Origin of the sequence: Streptomyces sp. NPDC005866 (assembly GCF_040629895.1) — a bacterium.
Classification (GTDB): domain Bacteria; phylum Actinomycetota; class Actinomycetes; order Streptomycetales; family Streptomycetaceae; genus Streptomyces.
Genome location: NZ_JBEXWP010000009.1, coordinates 64,154 through 81,850 on the forward strand (window position 1 = coordinate 64,154; position 17,697 = coordinate 81,850).

At 68.7% G+C, this 17,697-nt stretch carries 12 protein-coding genes and 1 pseudogene; 11 read left to right on the forward strand and 2 right to left on the reverse strand.

What is annotated here, in order from left to right; genetic code table 11:
• Positions 1–154: 154 nt before the first annotated feature.
• The 3 genes from ABZ396_RS15580 to ABZ396_RS15590 all read left to right on the forward strand — a co-directional run bounded on the left by ABZ396_RS15580 (position 155) and on the right by ABZ396_RS15590 (position 5,556).
• Positions 155–2,254, forward strand: a complete 2,100-nt coding sequence (locus ABZ396_RS15580) for an IucA/IucC family protein (RefSeq protein WP_358920231.1) — start codon at positions 155–157, stop codon at positions 2,252–2,254.
• Between the two features lie 87 nt (positions 2,255–2,341).
• Positions 2,342–3,340, forward strand: coding sequence for a GNAT family N-acetyltransferase (locus ABZ396_RS15585; RefSeq protein WP_358920161.1), 999 nt, complete (start codon positions 2,342–2,344; stop codon positions 3,338–3,340).
• A gap of 239 nt (positions 3,341–3,579) precedes the next feature.
• Entirely contained in the window at positions 3,580–5,556 is a 1,977-nt protein-coding gene (locus tag ABZ396_RS15590; RefSeq protein WP_358920163.1) for an ATP-dependent DNA helicase, read from the forward strand.
• Positions 5,557–5,707: 151 nt separating this feature from the next.
• Here ABZ396_RS15590 and lexA read toward each other — a convergent pair whose 3' ends face one another.
• Positions 5,708–6,487 (reverse strand): transcriptional repressor LexA, encoded by a 780-nt coding sequence (gene lexA / locus ABZ396_RS15595; protein WP_358920164.1) that lies wholly within the window; start codon positions 6,485–6,487, stop codon positions 5,708–5,710.
• 504 nt (positions 6,488–6,991) lie between these two features.
• Between lexA and nrdR the strand changes: the two genes are divergently transcribed.
• The 7 genes and pseudogenes from nrdR to ABZ396_RS15630 all read left to right on the forward strand — a co-directional run bounded on the left by nrdR (position 6,992) and on the right by ABZ396_RS15630 (position 16,281).
• A complete protein-coding gene (gene nrdR / locus ABZ396_RS15600; RefSeq protein ID WP_358920166.1) occupies positions 6,992–7,543 on the forward strand; it encodes a transcriptional regulator NrdR in 552 nt (183 codons plus the stop codon).
• 162 nt (positions 7,544–7,705) lie between these two features.
• Complete coding sequence (locus tag ABZ396_RS15605) at positions 7,706–10,594, forward strand: vitamin B12-dependent ribonucleotide reductase (protein WP_358920168.1); 2,889 nt, start codon at positions 7,706–7,708, stop codon at positions 10,592–10,594.
• A gap of 328 nt (positions 10,595–10,922) precedes the next feature.
• Positions 10,923–11,066 carry a hypothetical protein gene (locus ABZ396_RS15610; protein WP_274563086.1) on the forward strand — a complete coding sequence of 48 codons (144 nt, stop codon included), beginning with the start codon at positions 10,923–10,925 and terminating at the stop codon, positions 11,064–11,066.
• A 118-nt stretch (positions 11,067–11,184) separates the two neighbouring features.
• Positions 11,185–12,294 (forward strand): annotated as a pseudogene (locus tag ABZ396_RS15615) (tyrosine-type recombinase/integrase).
• Positions 12,291–12,617, forward strand: coding sequence for a helix-turn-helix transcriptional regulator (locus ABZ396_RS15620; RefSeq protein ID WP_358920170.1), 327 nt, complete (start codon positions 12,291–12,293; stop codon positions 12,615–12,617). Before ABZ396_RS15615 ends, ABZ396_RS15620 begins: the two are co-directional and overlap by 4 nt.
• Positions 12,618–13,534: 917 nt before the next feature.
• Positions 13,535–14,938, forward strand: a complete 1,404-nt coding sequence (locus ABZ396_RS15625; RefSeq protein ID WP_358920172.1) for a hypothetical protein — start codon at positions 13,535–13,537, stop codon at positions 14,936–14,938.
• A 212-nt stretch (positions 14,939–15,150) separates the two neighbouring features.
• Positions 15,151–16,281 (forward strand): hypothetical protein, encoded by a 1,131-nt coding sequence (locus ABZ396_RS15630; protein ID WP_358920174.1) that lies wholly within the window; start codon positions 15,151–15,153, stop codon positions 16,279–16,281.
• Between the two features lie 91 nt (positions 16,282–16,372).
• Here the strand turns inward: ABZ396_RS15630 and ABZ396_RS15635 are convergent, their stop codons facing one another.
• Entirely contained in the window at positions 16,373–16,906 is a 534-nt protein-coding gene (locus tag ABZ396_RS15635; protein WP_358920176.1) for a TerD family protein, read from the reverse strand.
• A 151-nt stretch (positions 16,907–17,057) separates the two neighbouring features.
• Between ABZ396_RS15635 and ABZ396_RS15640 the strand changes: the two genes are divergently transcribed.
• Positions 17,058–17,663, forward strand: coding sequence for a YdbC family protein (locus ABZ396_RS15640; protein WP_358920178.1), 606 nt, complete (start codon positions 17,058–17,060; stop codon positions 17,661–17,663).
• Positions 17,664–17,697: the final 34 nt, after the last annotated feature.

Sequence of the window (17,697 nt, forward strand, 5' to 3'; positions counted from 1 at the left end):
CGACGGCCGACCCCGCGCCGCCCGAGCCCCCGAGGAACCCCCCTTGAACGCCACCCCCACCCCCGACGACCACGGAGACCAAGGCCCACAGGGACGTCCCGTTCCGCTGGCCGAGTCGGTTCCCCAGCAACGCGGCCGCACCTTCGAGCCCGAGTTGCCCCGCGACGACACCGGGGACCTTCTGGAACACCCCGACCCGCACACCGCCGCCCAGGGCGCCGCCGTGGAGAACCTGCTGCGCTGCTGGGCACGCGAGAGGAACCTCCCCGCGCCCCACACCGGCACCCTCCGAATCCCGCTGCCCGCCAGCGGTACGGCCCTGATCACCCCGGTCCGCCACTGGTCCCCGACCGGCTGGCACCGCTTCGGCCCACCCCGCCTGGCCGGCGCCCCCGACACCGCCCCACCCGTCGACGCGGTCACCCTCGCCGCCCTTCTCACCCGCGAGACGGCCGGAGCAACGGGGGGCACGGTCGGCCGAGCCGAAGGTAGCGTCGGTCCGGCGGCGGGCACTCCCGAGAGCAGTCTCGGTCCCGGAGATGGGAGCGCCGAGGGCAGTTTCGGTCTCGACGGTAGGAGCGCTGGCCGAGGCGACGGCAGCCTCGGTGCGGCGGTGGGCACCGCCGAGGGAAGTCCCGGTGCCGCTGATGGGAGCGCTGGCCGAGCTGAGGGCAGCCCCGAGGGCAGCCTCGGCCGCGCCGCGGGCGCCGTCGTCCAAGCCAACGGCAGCGCCGTCCGCGCCGACGGCCAACCCCGCGTCGCCGAGGGCACACCCGGCACCCAGGCCGCTCCCGACGCCGGCGACCTCGTCGCGCGGGTCGCCGACTCCCTGCGCCGCACGGTCACCTTCATCGCCGACCGGCGGGCCCGCCCCGCCGACGGCCCCGACCGTTTTCTCGCCGCCGAGCAGGCACTCCTCCTCGGGCATCCGCTGCACCCGACCCCGAAGAGCCGCGAGGGCCTGACCGACGCCGAAGCCCGGCTCTACTCACCGGAGTTGCGCGGCTCCTTCCCTCTGCACTGGATGGCTGTCGCCTCCTCCCTTCTCGCCACCGACTCGGCCTGGACCGAGCGCGGCCGCCCCGTCCCCGCGCCGCACCTCATGGAACGCCTGGCCGGCACGGCCCTGCCCCTGCCCGACGGCTATGCCGCCGCCCTGCCCCTGCACCCCTGGCAGGCCCGCGAGATCCGCCACCGCGAGACGACCGCCGCCCTTCTCGACGCCGGACTCCTGCGCGACCTGGGCCCTCTCGGCGCCCCCTGGCATCCCACCTCCTCCGTACGAACCGTTCACCGCACCGGCGCTCCCGCCATGCTCAAGCTGTCGCTGGGCCTGCGCATCACCAACTCCCGCCGGGAGAATCTCCGTAAGGAACTCCACCGAGGCGTCGAGGTGCACCGCCTGCTGCGCACCGGCCTCGCCAAGCAGTGGCAGGCCGCTCACCCCGGCTTCGACATCGTGCGCGATCCCGCCTGGCTGGCCGTGGACGGCCAGGACGGGCGGCCCGTGCCCGGACTCGACGTGGTAATCCGGCACAACCCGTTCACCCCCGCCGACGACGTGTCCTGCGTCGCCGGGCTGGTCGCACCCCGCCCCCTCGACGCCCCGGCGGCGAACGGCAGTCCCCGGCCGTACCGGTCCCGGCTGGCCCGGGTGGTCGCCCGGCTCGTCGAACGCACCGGCCGCCCCGTCGGCGCCGTCAGCGCCGAGTGGTTCCTGCGCTACCTGGAGCAGGTCGTCCGCCCGGTGCTCTGGCTCGACGGCGAAGCCGGTATCGCCCTGGAGGCGCACCAGCAGAACACCCTGCTCCTGCTGGACGCCGATGGCTGGCCCACCGGCGGGCGCTACCGCGACAACCAGGGCTACTACTTCCGTGAGTCCCGGTGGGCAGACCTCGACGCCCGCCTGCCCGGCATCGGTGAGCACAGCGAGACGTTCGTCTCCGACGAGGTCACCGACGAACGCTTCGCCTACTACCTCGGCATCAACAACGTGCTCGGTCTGATCGGCGCGTTCGGCTCCCAGCGGCTCGCCGATGAGCGCCTGCTGCTCGCCGCCTTCCGCCGGTTCCTCACCGACGCGGCCTCCGGACCCGCCCGGCTGCGCTCCTCCCTGCCCGGCCGCCTGCTCGACTCACCCGTCCTGCGCTGCAAAGCCAACCTGCTGACCCGGCTGCACGGCCTCGACGAACTCGTCGGCCCGGTCGACACCCAGTCCATCTACGTCACCATCACCAACCCCCTCCACCCCTGACCGTCCGACCGTCCTGACCACGCCGACTTCATCACCGGCCGTCGACCGAGGAACATGACCCACCTCGTCTCCTGAGAGGAGCGCACCATGCCTCCCACCGACGCGAGTGCCGACACAGGCCCCGTACCGGTCCACCCCGTCCACCCCGGCCGCTCCGGTCCCGCCGAGGACACCAGCGACTGCGAGGACACCCTGGACCTCCGCCTTCCCGCCGAACTCCTCGCCCTCTTCGCCGTGAAGGCGACCGGCCCGGGTCTCGGTGGGGCGCCACCCGCCGACGCCGGTAGGACGCCCGGCCCCGACAGCGGCGGTGGGGGACTGCCCGCGCCGGCCGCCCCGGACGGTACTCGCACCGCCCCGACCACCGAGGCCCAGGCCCCCGCACTCGACCATGAACGAGCCGCCACACCCGGTCATGAACGCGCCGCCGTGCTTGACGATGAACTAGTCGTCACACCCGGTCATCACCGACCGACCCCGCTCCACCACGACCGGCTCGGCCCACTCGACACGCTCGACCTGCTCGATCAGCTGGCCGCCTGGGGCCCCACCGAGACCCCCGCCGGTGTCTTCCACCTCGTGCCGGTCCGCGTCGAACGTGACCTGCCGATCATCAGCCGCTGGATGAACGACCCCGCCGTGGCCGCGTTCTGGCAGCTGGCCGGCTCAGGGGCGCAGACGGAGGACCACCTGCGCGCCCAGCTCGCGGGAGACGGACGCAGTGTGCCGTGCCTGGGCAGCCTCGACGGCACCCCGATGAGCTACTGGGAGATCTACCGGGCCGACCTGGACCCACTCGCCCGCCACTATCCGGCCCGCCCGCACGACACCGGGGTCCACGTCCTGATCGGCGATGTCGCCGACCGGGGGCGGGGACTGGGGTCCGCCCTGCTCAGAGCCGTGGCCGATCTCGTACTCGATCACCGCCCCGCCTGTGCGCGCGTCGTCGCGGAGCCCGATCTTCGCAACACCCCCTCCGTGGCCGCCTTCCTCGGCGCGGGCTTCCGCTACGCCGCCGAGGTCGACCTGCCTGCCAAACGGGCCGCTCTCATGATCCGAGACCGGTCCCTACGTCATCTGATGTAGCGCTGAGTGATGGCCGGTACACATGTAGTACGAAGCGGCCGCCGATCAAGTTCCCGGCTCCTCGGAAGAATTCGGAAGAATCTGGTTACCGGCCCGCACGGACGAAAAGGACGCGGCCCAGCCCCCGGCCTGCCCTCCCCTCCTCAGCCCACCTGCCCTGGAGCACCCGGCGTGATCCCACCCCCCGTCCCCGCCTTGACCGCCCGGTTGTCAGTGCCGGGCCGTAGGGTGGTCGGGCTATGACGAAGCCCTCACTCCCTGAACTCCTGCACGCTGCTGTCACAGCTGTCGGCGGTACGGAGCGCCCCGGCCAGGTCACCATGGCCGAATCGGTCGCCGAAGCGATCGACGACGGATCCCATCTGCTGGTGCAGGCCGGCACCGGCACCGGAAAGTCGCTCGGCTATCTGGTACCCGCGCTGGCCCACGGGGAGCGGGTCGTCGTGGCGACGGCGACCCTCGCCCTGCAGAGACAGCTGGTGGAGCGGGACCTGCCGCGCACCGTTGACGCCCTGCACCCGCTGCTGCGCCGCCGCCCGGAGTTCGCGATGCTCAAGGGCAGGTCGAACTACCTGTGTCTGCACCGGCTGCACGAGGGTGTGCCGCAGGACGAGGAGGAGGGCCTCTTCGACCAGTTCGAGGCGGCCGCGCCGACCAGCAAGCTCGGCCAGGATCTGCTGCGGCTGCGGGACTGGGCGGACGAGACCGGCACCGGTGACCGTGACGGCCTCACGCCGGGTGTCTCCGACAAGGCCTGGGCCCAGGTCTCGGTCTCCTCCCGGGAGTGTCTCGGCGCGTCCAAGTGCGCCTATGGCGCTGAGTGCTTCGCCGAGACGGCCCGCGAGCGCGCGAAGCTCGCCGAGGTCGTCGTCACGAACCATGCCCTGCTCGCGATCGACGCCATCGAGGGCGCCCCGGTGCTCCCGCAGCACGAGGTGCTGATCGTGGACGAGGCGCACGAACTCGTCTCGCGGGTCACCGGCGTCGCCACCGGTGAACTCACTCCGGGCCAGGTCAACCGCGCGGTCCGGCGCGCCGCCAAGCTGGTCGACGAGAAGGCCGCCGACCAGCTCCAGACCGCCGCCGAGGGCTTCGACCGGCTGATGGAGCTGGCCCTGCCCGGCCGTCTGGAGGAGATCCCGGAGGACCTCGGCTACGCCCTGGCGGCCCTCCGGGACGCCGCCCGCACCGTGATCTCCGCGCTCGGCACGACCCGCGACAAGTCGGTCCAGGACGAGGACGCGGTCCGCAAGCAGGCACTGGCCTCCGTGGAGACCGTGCACGACGTGGCGGAGCGGATCGTGAACGGCTCCGAGTGGGACGTCGTCTGGTACGAACGCCACGACCGCTTCGGCGCCTCGGTGCGAGTCGCCCCGATGTCCGTCTCGGGCCTGCTCAGGGAGAAGCTCTTCGCGGACCGCTCGGTCGTCCTCACCTCGGCGACCCTCAAGCTCGGCGGGGACTTCAACGGCCTCGGCGCCTCCCTGGGCCTCGCCCCGGAGGGCACCGAGGGGGATGCCCTCCCGCAGTGGAAGGGCATCGACGTCGGATCCCCCTTCGACTACCCGAAGCAGGGCATCCTTTACGTCGCCAAGCATCTCTCACGCCCCGCGCGGGACGGCGACCGCGCCGACATGCTCGACGAACTGACCGAGCTGATCCAGGCCGCCGGCGGCCGCACCCTCGGCCTCTTCTCCTCGATGCGGGCCGCCCAGCAGGCCGCCGAGGAACTGCGCGTGCGGATCCCCGAGTTCCCGATACTCCTGCAGGGCGAGGAGACCCTCGGCGAGCTGATCAAGAACTTCGCGGCGGACCCCAAGAGCTGCCTCTTCGGCACCCTGTCGCTTTGGCAGGGCGTCGACGTCCCGGGCCCCAGCTGCCAGCTGGTCGTCATGGACAAGATCCCGTTCCCCCGCCCCGACGACCCGCTGATGAGCGCCCGGCAGAAGGCCGTCGAGGATGCAGGCGGCAACGGCTTCATGGCGGTCGCCGCCACCCATGCCGCGCTGCTGATGGCGCAGGGTGCGGGCCGCCTGGTCCGGGCGTCGGGGGACCGGGGCGTGGTCGCCGTACTCGATCAGCGACTGGCCACCGCTCGGTACGGCGGCTATCTGAAAGCGTCACTGCCCGATTTCTGGTACACCACGGACCGTAACCAGGTCCGGAAGTCGCTGGCGGCCATCGACGCTGTGGCGCGGCAGGCGGAGGCGGAATGATCGTGGGTTAGCCTGTCCGGCGCCGGGACAGGCTAACCCACGATGCCCAGAGGCGGTCGCCGGGGGCCCGGACAGTGCAGGACCCCGGAACCGGCGCAGGGGTCCCGGGGCCCGATCGGAGGGCGGGCGAGATGGCCGCCCGCCGCAGGCGTCACACGCGCCGCAGTACCGCGACGACCTTGCCCAGGATGGTCGCGTCGTCGCCGGGGATCGGCTCGTAGGCCGAGTTGTGGGGGAGGAGCCACACGTGGCCGTCCTCGCGCTTGAAGCGCTTGACGGTGGCCTCGCCGTCGAGCATGGCGGCGACGATGTCGCCGTTCTCGGCGACCGGCTGGCGGCGGACGGTGACCCAGTCCCCGTCGCAGATCGCGGCCTCGATCATGGAGTCACCGACGACCTTGAGCACGAACAGCTCGCCGTCACCGACCAGCTGCCGGGGGAGAGGGAAGACGTCCTCGACCGACTCCTCGGCGAGGATCGGGCCACCGGCGGCGATCCGGCCGACCAGCGGGACATATGACGCGGCGGGCTTACCGGCGGTGTCCGTCGGCTGCACGGACACGGCCTGGTCGGAACCGCGCACCTCGTACGCGCGCGGGCGGTGCGGGTCGCGGCGCAAGAAGCCCTTGCGCTCCAGTGCCATCAGCTGGTGTGCCACCGACGACGTGCTGGACAGGCCGACGGCCTGGCCGATCTCCCGCATCGACGGCGGGTAGCCGCGCCGCTGCACCGAGTCCCGGATGACCTCGATCACCCGGCGCTGCCGGTCGGTGAGGCCCGAGCTGTCCGCCCGGATGCCTGGAGGTCGGCCCGGCAGGGAGCGCTTGGGTCCCTCGGGATTCACGGCTTCGTTCATGGCATGCACCGGGTCGAGTCGGCCCTGGGAGCGGTCCTGGGCGGTGATGATGGCACTGTCTGCGGTCGTGGTCACGTCGGCCCCTCTCGATGGTCTCCCTGCTGCACAACGGTAGTTGCTTTCGAAAGGTTGCGCCAAACACACGTTCGAGTGAAAAAACGCGGTTCACCGTACGCAATCACATGTCTGGGTGTATGACTCACGCGGTACCCGACGGGCAAAAGGTCCCATTGTTGTACTCTCCACCGCCGAGGTGATGGCCTCGTGCGTGTGCCCAGTCTGTCATCCCGGCCGCCGCTGACCGGGACTGCCGTCCCCATCTGCGCCGGAGTCGCACGTGACCTCCGTGCGACGCCCACGGTATCTCCGTATCCGCCGTAGCGGTACGTGTGCGACACGCGCAACCTGGCGATGTATCTGCCAATCACCACATCTAGTGGTTGGATTGCTACGGCAGCCCACAAGTTGTGGTCCCCCGGGTCTCGGGTCTCTCAGAGATCGCCTATGCTTGGGGCTGCTTCGCGGGGCCCAGGTGGCCCAGTGAGGCCATTGAGTCTGCTGTGAGGAGGGTTGGAGATCATGCACTGCCCCTTCTGCAGGCACCCCGACAGCCGTGTGGTCGACAGTCGTACGACCGATGACGGCACGTCGATCCGCAGGCGCCGCCAGTGTCCTGACTGCTCCCGTCGTTTCACGACCGTGGAGACGTGCTCGCTCATGGTGGTCAAGCGGTCCGGAGTCACCGAGCCATTCAGCCGTACCAAGGTCATCAACGGCGTGCGCAAGGCGTGCCAGGGACGGCCAGTCACCGAGGACGCACTCGCCCAGCTCGGCCAGCGGGTCGAGGAGGCGGTGCGGGCCACCGGAAGTGCCGAGCTGACCACCCACGACGTGGGGCTGGCCATACTCGGCCCATTGCAGGAGCTCGACCTCGTCGCCTACCTGCGATTCGCCTCCGTCTACCGGGCGTTCGACTCGCTCGAGGACTTCGAGGCCGCGATCGTGGAGCTCAGGCGGGCGGCGCGGGGCCCCGTCGCGGACGACGAAGACGCGGGAACGGGGAGCCAGGAGGACGATCACGGGCCGGGCGAGACCGCTCGGGCGCCCGCGCCCGTCCACTTCGCCGGCTGACGGGCGGACCGGAACCGGGCGGGGGACTCGGGTCCGGTTGTCAAACGGCGATCCAGGACTTGTTGCGGGCGGCAGCCGAGGGTGCCCGCAACGTGAGAACAGAACAGTGTGTCACGGGAACATCGTGGCATTTCAGGGCGTTTTTGCCCGTAGGGAGGCGGCATGACAGAGACGGCGAGCGGTCCGGCACGGAGTTCCCGCGCGAAGGGCGCCAAGGCCACCAAGGGGCTGCGTATCGAGCGCATCCACACCATCCCCGGCGTACACCCGTACGAGGAGGTGAGCTGGGAGCGCCGTGACGTCGTCATGACCAACTGGCGCGACGGCTCGGTCAACTTCGAGCAGCGTGGCGTCGAGTTCCCCGACTTCTGGTCGGTGAATGCGGTCAACATCGTCACCAGCAAGTACTTCCGGGGTGCCGTCGGCACCCCGCAGCGCGAGACCAGCCTCAAGCAGCTGATCGACCGCATCGTGAAGACGTACCGGAAGGCCGGCGAGGACTACAAGTACTTCGCCTCGCCCGCCGACGCCGAGATCTTCGAGCACGAGCTGGCGTACGCCCTCCTGCACCAGATCTTCAGCTTCAACAGCCCCGTGTGGTTCAACGTGGGCACCCCGCAGCCCCAGCAGGTCTCGGCCTGCTTCATCCTGTCCGTCGACGACTCCATGGAGTCGATCCTCGACTGGTACAAGGAAGAGGGCATGATCTTCAAGGGCGGCTCCGGCGCCGGTCTGAACCTGTCCCGGATCCGCTCCTCCAAGGAGCTCCTCTCCTCCGGCGGCAACGCCTCCGGCCCGGTCTCCTTCATGCGCGGCGCCGACGCCTCCGCCGGCACCATCAAGTCGGGCGGTGCCACCCGCCGCGCCGCCAAGATGGTCATCCTGGACGTCGATCACCCCGACATCGAGGACTTCATCGAGACCAAGGTCAAGGAAGAGGAGAAGATCCGCGCCCTGCGCGACGCGGGCTTCGACATGGACCTGGGCGGTGACGACATCACCTCCGTCCAGTACCAGAACGCCAACAACTCGGTCCGTGTGAACGACGAGTTCATGAAGGCGGTCGAGCAGGGCGGACAGTTCGGTCTGCGCGCCCGGATGACCGGCGAGGTCATCGAGGAGGTCCAGGCCAAGGCCCTGTTCCGCAAGATGGCCGAGGCCGCCTGGGCCTGTGCCGACCCGGGCATCCAGTACGACGACACCATCAACCACTGGCACACCTGCCCGGAGTCCGGCCGGATCAACGGCTCGAACCCCTGCAGCGAGTACATGCACCTGGACAACACGTCCTGCAACCTCGCCTCGCTGAACCTGATGAAGTTCCTGAAGGACGACGGCCAGGGCCATCAGTCCTTCGAAGTCGAGCGCTTCGCCAAGGTCGTCGAGCTCGTCATCAGCGCGATGGACATCTCCATCTGCTTCGCGGACTTCCCGACCCAGAAGATCGGCGAGAACACCCGCGCCTTCCGCCAGCTCGGCATCGGCTACGCCAACCTCGGCGCCCTGCTGATGGCGACCGGCCACGCCTACGACTCCGACGGCGGCCGCGCCCTCGCCGGTGCCATCACCTCCCTGATGACCGGCACGGCGTACAAGCGCTCCGCCGAGCTCGCCGCGGTCGTCGGCACGTACGACGGCTACGCCCGCAACGCCGACGCCCACAACCGCGTCATGAAGCAGCACGCCGACGCCAACACCGTGGCCGTCCGCATGGACGACCTGGACTCCCCGGTCTGGGCCGCCGCCACGGAGGCCTGGCAGGACGTGGTGCGCCTCGGTGAGAAGAACGGTTTCCGTAACTCCCAGGCGTCCGTCCTCGCCCCCACCGGCACCATCGGTCTGGCCATGTCGTGCGACACCACCGGTGTCGAGCCCGACCTGGCGCTCGTGAAGTTCAAGAAGCTGGTCGGCGGCGGCTCGATGCAGATCGTCAACGGCACGGTGCCGCAGGCCCTGCGCCGCCTGGGCTACCAGGAGGAGCAGATCGAGGCGATCGTCGCCCACATCGCCGACCACGGCAATGTGATCGACGCCCCCGGCCTCAAGCACGAGCACTACGAGGTCTTCGACTGCGCCATGGGCGAGCGCGCCATCTCCCCGATGGGCCACGTCCGCATGATGGCCGCGATCCAGCCGTGGATCTCCGGCGCCATCTCCAAGACGGTCAACATGCCGGAGACGGCGACCGTCGAGGAGGCCGAGGAGATCTACTTCGAGGCCTGGAAGCTCGGCGTCAAGGCGCTCGCGATCTACCGCGACAACTGCAAGGTCGGCCAGCCGCTCTCCGCCAAGACCAAGGAGAAGGAGAAGGTCGAGGTCACCGAGAAGGCCGAGGCGACCATCCGCGAGGCGGTCGAGAAGGTCATCGAGTACCGGCCGGTCCGCAAGCGCCTCCCGAAGGGTCGTCCCGGCATCACCACGTCCTTCACGGTCGGTGGCGCCGAGGGCTACATGACGGCCAACTCCTACCCGGATGACGGCCTGGGCGAGGTCTTCCTGAAGATGTCCAAGCAGGGTTCCACCCTCGCGGGCATGATGGACGCCTTCTCCATCGCCGTCTCCGTCGGCCTCCAGTACGGGGTGCCGCTGGAGACGTACGTCTCGAAGTTCACCAACATGCGCTTCGAGCCGGCCGGTATGACGGACGACCCGGACGTGCGGATGGCTCAGTCGATCGTCGACTACATCTTCCGCCGCCTGGCGCTGGACTTCCTGCCGTTCGAGACGCGCTCCGCGCTCGGCATCCACTCCGCCGAGGAGCGTCAGCGTCACCTGGAGACCGGTTCGTACGAGCCGTCCGACGACGAGGTCGACGTCGAGGGCCTGGCCCAGTCGGCGCCGCGCGCCCAGGAGCTGAAGGCCGTCGCCTCCCCGAAGGCCGAGGCGGCCAAGCCGGCTCCCCAGCAGGCCCACACCAGCGCCGAACTGGTGGAGATGCAGCTGGGCATCCAGGCCGACGCCCCGCTCTGCTTCTCCTGCGGTACGAAGATGCAGCGAGCCGGTTCCTGCTACATCTGCGAGGGCTGCGGCTCGACCAGCGGCTGCAGCTGATACCGGGCGGAATTGCGTCGGATGCAACATCCGACGTAGCTGAACCCGAAGCGGGATCTCTGTGAGGGAGGGGCGTCAGCCCAGGGCTGACGCCCCTCCCTTTCTGTGGTTGGTACGCCACGACTGCGTTTGGGGAGTGGTGTCGCGCCCAAGGCGCGAGACGAGATCGTTCCGGGGGTGCGAGCCCCTGGAATGACGAACGCCCAGCCTTGTAGGAGGCCGGGCGGTCGTTGCAGTCAGGAACGTAATGTCCTGCGCGTGTAGGAACCTGCATGACATCACGTTCCTGGGCTGCGATGCAAAAGCAACCAGGAAGGGAGTGATGAATATGACTAACAAGCGTCAGACCAGCAAGAAGGTCGCCTCAAAGGCCAGCAAGCAGCTGAACAGTCCGAAGGCGACCCCGGCGCAGAAGTCTGTGGCGGCCAGCGCGTTGTCGCAGACGAAGTCCGGCAAGACCAAGAAGAAGTGATACCTGGCCGCCCCGGGCCTACACCCGGGGCGGCCAGCCCCGTTTCTGCTGGCCAGGCGCGCGACCGTAACCGATTCAACGATGTTGCGTTGAATGCATCGTGAGTCGAGGGGTGGATATGCCGGGTGCCGCGCACCTGGTGCTGGCCGACGGCGTCGTGCATCTGGAACCGGAGCCGGCGGTTTTCGGCGCGATGCTGGACGGCTGGGCCCGGCAACAGAGGACCCGTTTCCTGGACGAGGACGGGACGATCAAGCCGCGCTTGTCGGTGGTACGGCGGTTCGCGGAGTTCACCAACCAGTACCCGTGGCAGTGGGAGCCCGCCGAGGTCGAGGCGTTCATCGACCACCTGCGGTCGCGGCGGAAGAAGTTCGCCGTGTCCACCGGGCGGAACTACCAGAACGCACTCCGGATGTTCTGTGAGTACATCACCGACGCTCGCTACGGCTGGCCCGTGCGCTGCCTGGAACGCTTCGGCCAGGCGCCTGTGCAGATCCTGCACGAGTGGAACACGGTTACCCACAGCAGCGAATACGAGGGCGACCCCGGCCGGCGCCCTCTGACCTACGACGAGGTCCAAGCCCTTTTCGACGCGGCGGACGCACGACTCGACGAGATCCGGGCCCGGCGCCGCAAGGGCTCGCTTGCCGCCCTTCGGGACGCGATCCTCCTCAAGACCGTCTACGCCTACGGGCTCCGTCGCCAGGAAGCCTGCGGACTGGACCTGGCGGACCTGCGGCGGAACCCGAAGATGCCGCAGTAGGGCCAGTTCGGCGGCTTGTTCGTACGCTATGGAAAGTCCTCCAAGGGTGGCCCACCCAAGCGCCGAACCGTCTTGACCGTCCCCGAACTGGACTGGAGCGTCGACCTCCTCGACCAGTACCTGGAGGAGGTCCGCCCGGCCTTCTCCCCGGGAAAGCACCCCGCCCTCTGGATCACTGAACGCCGTGGTCGGATGTCCCCCCGACGCTTGGACGAAGCCTTCGAGGCCGCCCGCAAAGCCGCGGACCTGCCCGACGAAATCGACTTGCACGGGCTCCGCCACAGCTACGTCACGCATCTCGTCGAGTTCGGGTACCCCGAGCGGTTCGTCCAGGATCAGGTCGGCCACGCCTACGCCAGCACCACCGCGATCTACACCGGAGTCTCGGACGAGTACCGCAACCGACTGATGCAGCGGGTGTTGAAGGAACGCCACGGTGATCTCTGGGAGGACAACGAGACGTGATCAAGAAGATGGGCTACCGCTGGCACTTGCGGCAGATCATGGCCACACGGCAGATGTTCCAGACCACCGATTTGGTCGGGCCGCTCGCCGAACGAGGCATCACCCTCTCCCGCGAACAGGTCTTCCGCCTGGTCACTCAGCCTCCGCAGAGGCTGTCGATGGACACCCTCGCAGCGCTCTGCGACATCCTCGACTGCCAGCCCGGCGACCTCATCGAGGTCCAGGTCCTGAACGAGGAGATCCGCAAAACTGCGGATGGTGCACCGGTCCGACCGCTGCCGGCTGCCCGTCGGACCACTATCCGGCGCCCCGAGGGACTATGACTGGCACCCGAGACCGTGAGCGAGCTGAATTGCGGCAGGCCGCCTTGGATCGCGTGATCACTGCCCTGACCGCTTCGCTGGCTGAACTCGACCAGGCGGAAGCCCTCCAGGCTGTCACCGAAGCAGGGGCCGCCCGGGGCGTCTCGCTCCGTGACCTCGACCAGCACCTAGCCAACCACCCAGATGCCTTGATCTCCGGGGAAGCCCATTGCCCGCCCGTGATCGTGCGCCTCGCCAAGATCCTCCACGCGGCCGGACATACCGCCGTGATCCGCCCGTCCTGCACCGACTGCGGCCGATCCGACGTGGACCTCCCACGACGCGGCCCACGGGGACGCCTCTGCGTCAACTGCGCTACCCGCAGTAGCAAGGGCACCTGCGACAGATGCGGCCGCATCGGCACTCGGCTCGCCGCCCGGAGAGTCGAGGGGGTCATCTGCTACTCCTGCTACCGCGTCGACCCGAATGTCGTCGAGGAATGTGCTGCCTGCGGGCAGTTCCGCATGCCCGTCACCCGGCTACCGGACAACTCGCCGCTCTGTACGAGCTGTTGGATTGCCCCTCAGCGCACCTGCACGAGGTGCGGATCCGTTGGCCCGGCCGGGTCGAACGGCCCCAACGGGCCGCTCTGCGTTCCCTGTCACCACCGACAGCAGAGGCCCGTCCGAGAGTGCGGCCGCTGCGGTCAAGTGCAACGCATCGCCCGCCGGGCCAGCGGATCACGGCCGGATATCTGCGAGGACTGCTACAACGGGCCTACCAAGACCTGCTCTGTCTGCGGAAACGTCCGTCCCTGCCAGCGTGGGACTGGCGGCTCATGGGCCTGCCGAAGCTGCCGCCCGGGGCTAACTCAGGAGTGCTGCCGCTGCGGACAGTCCTGCCCCGTTCACACCTACTGGCCGATCGGACCGGTCTGCTTGACCTGTTACACGGCCGTACTGGACGCGCCCGCGACCTGTTCGGGTTGTAGCCGCCACCAGCCGCTGATCGGCATCACCGAGGACGGCACCGGGATCTGCGGCGCTTGCTCGGGCACTGCCTTTGACTACACCTGCCGCACCTGCGGCCTTGGCGGCCGCGCCTACGCCGACTCCCAGTGCGCCCGTTGCGTACTTGCTGAACGCGTCCAGCAAGTGTTGTCCGGCCCCGACGGGTACGTCCCGGCACAGCTACAGCCGCTGCGGGATGCGCTGAGCCGTGTGGACCGTCCCCGCAGCATCCTGGGCTGGCTCAAGCACAGCCCCAACGCCGCCTTGTTCGCCAGTTTGGCTTCCACCGGTGAACCGATCACCCACCAGCAGCTCGACCAGCTCCTGCCCAGCCGTCACCTTCACTACGTCCGGCACACTCTCGTCCACCTCGGTGTTCTCCCCGAGCGCGATGAGGAACTCGACCGAATCCCTGCCTGGCTGGACACGATCCTCGCCGACCGCTCCGCGAGACACGTCCAGCTGATCTGTCCCTACGTGCACTGGTACTTGCTGCGAAGGGCCCGGCGTCGTGCCGCCCAGAGACGCCGCCCGGCCGAGCCGGGCTCGTTCCTCCGCACCCGTGTCCTGGTGGCCCTGGAGTTCCTCACCTGGCTGGACGAACACGGCATCGCGCTGGGCGAGCTCACGCAAGGTGACCTTGACCGCTGGCTGGACACGGGCAACACCCGTATCTACACGATCCGCTACTTCCTGTCCTGGACCACCGACCGTGGCCTCACCGACGAGCTCAAGGTGCCCTCCATGCCACGGCAGCAGCCCAGCCAACTGATGGATGAAGACGAACGTTGGCAACTGTTGAAACGGTGCCTGACAGACTCGGCCATGGCCCTAGACACCCGGGTTGCCGGCGCTCTGATCCTGCTCTTTGGCCTGCACGCCTCCCACGTCCGGCACCTGACCGCGACCCAACTCACCGGCCGCGCCGACAACAGCTACCTCACGCTCGACCGGCACCCGATCCTGCTGCCGCCCTGCCTCGCTAAGCTCCTGCACCAACTGGCCGAGGCACCGCACACCCGTGCCGCCCTTATTCGCGTCGACCGCGGTGAGCCCTGGCTCTTCCCTGGGCTGGTCCCCGGCCGCCCCACATCGCAGACGGGACTCAGCACGAAGCTCCTGGCTTATGGCATCAACACCCGGCCTGCCCGCAATGCCGCCCCGGTTGCACTAGCCGGAGATCTGCCTGCACCGGTCCTCGCGAGCATCCTCGGTCTCCATCTTGAAACCGCTGTCCGCTGGGCCGGGTTCGCCAAGGCCTCCTGGGCCGACTACCTTGCCGCTCGTGCTGCGGACCTCCGCCAGCAGACGAATACGACACCTCAGGAATAAGCGGTCTCCGCCAGGACACCGAGCGCCTTCACGGCGTGAAGTAGCTGTTCAGAGCGGTGGAGCCGGTCTCGCGGCTCCACCGCCTTCGACGAGCGTGATGCCTGGCTGTTGTGTTTGATGCAACGCGCCGCCGTGTCGAGGGCTTGTCGCGGCGATTGCTCTCGTGGCATGCTCCGGGCCATGATCAAGAGAATCGAGTCCTCCGTCCGCCGATGAGCGGGACGACCGGGACAGGACTGCCCGGATCACCGACAACGCTGTTCGACCACGCGCTGCGGCTACATCAACTGGTTCCGGATGAGCCGCTTCCGCGCGACGGGTACCCCTTTCCCGATGACGCGTTGCACCGTCGCCGAGGCCCGAAGGCACCCAAAGACCGGCACTTGGCCGGCAAGGATATTGCGCTCATTCTGGACACGCATTTCGCGCGGGCCTCCGCCCTGCCCAGCGAACTGGCCGATGTCTTCCACGACGTCTATGTCCCGATTCACCACAACGAGCACATCGCCGCCGCGGCTGCGCGGGTGGACACAGAACGCGCTCGTCAAACGGGCCGCTGGCTGGTCCGCTACGGCACCGATCGCTGCTCAGTCACCGTCGGGCTTGCCCTGCTCGCCGTTGTGGGAACAGCTGACGACATCCCGCTGATTCAGACGATCGGGCTGCTCTCCGACCGCTTCGGGCCGCTGGCGGCGCACGCCTTCGAGCGGCAGACAGGAGGAGTCGAAGCCTTGCTCTGGCTCGCCGAGCGAGTCACCGGCTGGGGACGTGTCTACGTCGTCGAAGCTCTCTGCAGGCTCGACGACCCAGCTGCCCGACCATGGCTGCTGCGCAGGGCCTGTGATGGCGACTTCCTCAACGGATACTTCGCCGGCAAGGTCGCCACAGTCACCAGACTCCATGAGGCGCTTGCAGAGCTCGACACTGACAGCGAGATGGTCGACCACATCGGTCGGCTACTCCATCTCATGAGCGACTGCGGGGGGATGGGACTCACCCTCGCTCACTACCCCCATTCGAGAGTGGTCCTGGAAGCTCATGCCCGCCATGTGGGTTTGCTCAGCCCGACCACGGAGCGCTACTTCACGATCGCGGTTCTCACTCAGCACCTGACTACGGAGCCTTCCGAGGCTGCGGGGTGCACCGTGGCACAACAGGAAGCGCTCCGGGCGACCTACCTCGAGGTGCTCGATCGCGAGGAGTGGACCCAGGCCGCACGTGCCGGGATCGCCGCGGATGACAACCGGATGCGGTGGCTCGCCGACCACCGGGCGCCACAGCTGAGGCTGCGTGCGTTCCCGATCGAGAGCCAGATGCCGAGGAATAGCGCACGCCAGGAATAAGTGGTCTCCGCCAGTACGAGTTGACGTGAAGTGAAGTAAGGGGCGTCGGCCGTGGCCGGCGCCCCTTACCGCTGCTCCTGGCTGTTCGCCGTCACGGTCGGCCGAGGCCGCCCATGACACGGGTGAAGACCACGGGGTCGTCCTCGAAGCCGTGCAGCCCGGGCCGGAAGCTCCAGTCGCCGGACTTGTCGCGCACGAACTCCGCGACGGCGGCCGCCGTCGCCCCGAGCACCGAGCCGAAGTCGTCCTCGGCCAGCACGTTGTAGCCCTCCCGGACACGCACCGCCGGGTTGAGGACGTTCACGAACGTGCGGTGCGCGGACCGCTGTTGGATGACGACTCCGACCACCACGCGCGTGTACCGGCCGTCCAGCCGGTTGAGTTCGAGCGTCATCACCTCGTCCCAGCCGAAACCCTTGCCGTCCTGGCTGTCCCGGTTGAGAAAGATCGTGCCGTCGGGTGAGCGGCTGTCGAAGTGCACCAGATAGGCCGCAGTCCCGTACGGGTCATCCGCCGTGTACGTGCCGGCGATGATGTCGAGATCGGTGGGCGGCTGCCCGGCCGGGCTGGGATCCCACTTCACCGCGACCTCGACCTTCTGGATCGCCTTACTGAAACCGCTCATCACGCGTCCCCTTCCCCCTAGAGGTCCACTGCCCCAACTGATGGACTGCCCAGGCTCTTTGACCATGGTGCCACGCGCGCGGGGGCGCATGCGCGGGTGATCTCCGCCGGAGCGTGACCGACGCCACGTCCCATGGCCTTACGATGGCGCGGTGCTGGTCAAGTGGATTCGCTGCACCGTGGTGGACCGCCGCGGGTTCGAGCGGGGGCAGCGGAAATGGGCGGGGCTTCTGGGGGAGCCGGGTTTTCGGGGACAGGGCGGGGGCTGGAGTCGGCAGCGGCCAGGAGTGGCGCACATCTTCGCCTTCTGGGAGAGCCGTGCCTTCTACGACTCCTTCATGGCGCGCTCGCACGACCGTCTGGCCGCGTCCCAGTCCGGTACGTACAAGGACCAGCAGGTCAAGTTGTTCGAGTACCGGTTCGATGTGAAAACCGGCTTCGAACCGCGGTTCACGGACTCCGACCTGGTCCGGGTGGCCCTCTGCCGGGTACACGAGGAGCGAGTCGAGCACTTCACGCTGATGCAGGAGAAGGTCTGGAACCCGGCGATGGCCGGCTCGCCGGGCATGATCCGCGGCATGCTCGGGGAGGCCGCGGAGCACGAGTTCATGATCCTTTCGATGTGGCGGTCGGCCGCCGAGCACGGCAAGTACCGAACCGAGCGGGTGGAACGTCTGGCGCTGCGCGCCCAGACGGAAGTCGACATCGCGGCCCTCACCGGTGACATCGTGGAGCTCGAACCGAGCTGGATCGTTTGAATCTCCAACCGCTGATTTGTGTGACCTACGCTGT

Coding starts and splice junctions, on each gene's coding strand:
- ABZ396_RS15585 (WP_358920161.1), top strand. CDS start 2,342: ATGCCTCCCACCGACGCGAGTGCCGACACAGGCCCCGTACCGGTCCAC.
- ABZ396_RS15590 (WP_358920163.1), top strand. CDS start 3,580: ATGACGAAGCCCTCACTCCCTGAACTCCTGCACGCTGCTGTCACAGCT.
- nrdR (WP_358920166.1), top strand. CDS start 6,992: ATGCACTGCCCCTTCTGCAGGCACCCCGACAGCCGTGTGGTCGACAGT.
- ABZ396_RS15605 (WP_358920168.1), top strand. CDS start 7,706: ATGACAGAGACGGCGAGCGGTCCGGCACGGAGTTCCCGCGCGAAGGGC.
- ABZ396_RS15610 (WP_274563086.1), top strand. CDS start 10,923: ATGACTAACAAGCGTCAGACCAGCAAGAAGGTCGCCTCAAAGGCCAGC.
- ABZ396_RS15630 (WP_358920174.1), top strand. CDS start 15,151: ATGAGCGGGACGACCGGGACAGGACTGCCCGGATCACCGACAACGCTG.
- ABZ396_RS15635 (WP_358920176.1), bottom strand. CDS start 16,906: ATGAGCGGTTTCAGTAAGGCGATCCAGAAGGTCGAGGTCGCGGTGAAG.